The sequence below is a fragment of the Aeromonas diversa CDC 2478-85 genome (assembly GCF_000819805.1).
GTDB lineage: Bacteria > Pseudomonadota > Gammaproteobacteria > Enterobacterales > Aeromonadaceae > Aeromonas > Aeromonas diversa.
On record NZ_CDCE01000015.1, the window covers coordinates 1,575 to 3,597 of the forward strand.

2 protein-coding genes and 2 tRNA genes are annotated in these 2,023 nt (G+C 61.9%); 3 read left to right on the forward strand and 1 reads right to left on the reverse strand.

Annotated elements, in window-relative coordinates; translation table 11 throughout:
- Nucleotides 1-3: 3 nt before the first annotated feature.
- Nucleotides 4-1,044 (reverse strand): small ribosomal subunit biogenesis GTPase RsgA, encoded by a 1,041-nt coding sequence (gene rsgA / locus BN1121_RS03420; RefSeq protein WP_043156954.1) that lies wholly within the window; start codon nucleotides 1,042-1,044, stop codon nucleotides 4-6.
- An 80-nt stretch (nucleotides 1,045-1,124) separates the two neighbouring features.
- On the opposite strand from rsgA, the gene orn reads away from it, so the two are divergent.
- The 3 genes from orn (at nucleotide 1,125) to BN1121_RS03435 (ending at nucleotide 1,992) form a co-directional block, all read left to right on the forward strand.
- Nucleotides 1,125-1,670 carry an oligoribonuclease gene (gene orn / locus BN1121_RS03425; protein WP_005345769.1) on the forward strand — a complete coding sequence of 182 codons (546 nt, stop codon included), beginning with the start codon at nucleotides 1,125-1,127 and terminating at the stop codon, nucleotides 1,668-1,670.
- A 147-nt stretch (nucleotides 1,671-1,817) separates the two neighbouring features.
- Nucleotides 1,818-1,893: transfer RNA gene (locus BN1121_RS03430), tRNA-Gly, on the forward strand.
- 23 nt (nucleotides 1,894-1,916) lie between these two features.
- A tRNA-Gly gene (locus BN1121_RS03435) sits at nucleotides 1,917-1,992 on the forward strand.
- Nucleotides 1,993-2,023: the final 31 nt, after the last annotated feature.

Genomic DNA, 2,023 nt, shown 5'->3' on the forward strand with positions numbered 1-2,023 from the left:
GGATCAGAGGCGGGCTTGCTGCCGGCCGTGACGGGTTTCCTGCATCGATTCCAGGATCCGGTGATAGTTGCTGAAGCGCTCGCGGGTGATCTCGCCCCGCTCGACCGCCTCGCGCAAGACGCAGCCAGGGTCATCCTTGTGTTTGCAGTCGCGGAACTTGCAGCCACCCAGGTAGTCGCGAAACTCCACGAAACACCAGGTGACCCGCTCCGGCTCCAGGTGCCAGAGGGCGAACTCGCGAATGCCCGGGGAGTCGATGAGATCGCCCCCGCTCGGGAAGTGGTAGAGGCGCGCCGTGGTGGTGGTGTGCTGACCGAGGCCAGAGACCTCGGAGATCTCGCCGGTCAGCACGTCCAGCCCGGGCAGCAGGGCGTTGGTCAGCGACGACTTGCCGACCCCGGACTGGCCCACGAAGATGCTCACCTTGTCGGCCAGGGCGGCCTTGAGGGCGTCGATCCCTTCGTCGCTCTGGCTGCTCACCAGCAGCACCGGATAGCCGAGCCCGCGGTAAATGTCGAGCTGACGTTCGATGGCGACGCGCTCGGCGTCCCCCAGCATGTCGACCTTGTTGAGGACGATAAAGGGCGGGATCTCCACATCCTCGGCGGCCACCAGGTAGCGGTCGATGATGTTGCTGGAGAACTCCGGCATGACGGAGGAGACGATGACGATCTGATCGATGTTGGCGGCCACCGGCTTGACCCCGTCATAGAAGTCGGGGCGGGTCAGCACCGAGTGGCGCGGATGCACCGCCTCGATGACCCCGGGGACCCCTTCGCCGCCACCCGGTCGCCAGATCACCTTGTCGCCACACACCACGCTACCTAGGGTGCGTCTCAGGTTGCAGCGACCCAGGGTGCCATCGTGGGACTCCACGTCCGCATGCTGGCCGAAACGACTGATGACCACCCCCTCCTCGGGGGTGCCCAGCAGGCTGTCATCGATCTGCGGCGCCTTCTCTTTTTTGAGATCGTTCAGGCGCTTGTCGCGGTTGGCTTGCACCCGCCGCTGTTGTCCCAGATTGAGTTTCGCTCTCTTTGCCACGCGATTCGCCGTTTTGCTGCTAAAAACAAAGCCAGTATGATACATGCAAATTCACAAAATGCCGCCAAAGAGTAAACAAGATGACCGTTTCAGAGCAGAATCTGGTGTGGATCGACATGGAGATGACCGGCCTCGATCCCGATGAGTGCGTGGTGCTGGAGATCGCCTCCATCGTCACCGACAAGGATCTCAACGTGTTGGCCGAGGGGCCTGTGCTGGCCATCCATCAGAGCGAGGCCGAACTCGCCAAGATGGATGAGTGGAACCAGAACACCCACGGCGCCTCTGGCCTGATCGACCGGGTACGCGCCAGCCAGCATGACGAGGCGGCCGCCGTGGCCGAGACCCTGGCCTTCCTGCGCCAGTGGGTGCCCGAGCGAACCAGCCCCATGTGTGGCAACAGCATCGGTCAGGATCGCCGTTTCATGGTGCGCCACATGCCGGAGCTGGAGGCCTTCTTCCACTACCGCAATGTCGACGTCAGCACCATCAAGGAGCTGGTGCGTCGCTGGAAACCCGAGATCCTTGGCGAGTTCAAGAAGCAGGGGACCCACCAGGCCCTCGATGACATCCGCGAGTCGGTGGCCGAGCTGCGCTTCTATCGGGAGCGGATCTTTACCATCTGAGTCTGGATGAGTGGGGGGCGGGCTAAAGCCGCGTCAATTCGGCGAGCTTTTGTGCATTCGCATCGCTGCTGCCGAAAAAGCCCTTGCAATTGAAGTGCCCCCTCGTATAATTCGGCTCCCGTGCAGTAGCGCAAGCTGCCGTACGTTGCGGGAATAGCTCAGTTGGTAGAGCACGACCTTGCCAAGGTCGGGGTCGCGAGTTCGAGTCTCGTTTCCCGCTCCAAAATTTCGTTGATGATGCCCGTTGCGGGAATAGCTCAGTTGGTAGAGCACGACCTTGCCAAGGTCGGGGTCGCGAGTTCGAGTCTCGTTTCCCGCTCCAATCATCGCGAAGACAATCTGTTGCGGGAATA

Coding starts and splice junctions, on each gene's coding strand:
- orn (WP_005345769.1), top strand. CDS start 1,125: ATGACCGTTTCAGAGCAGAATCTGGTGTGGATCGACATGGAGATGACC.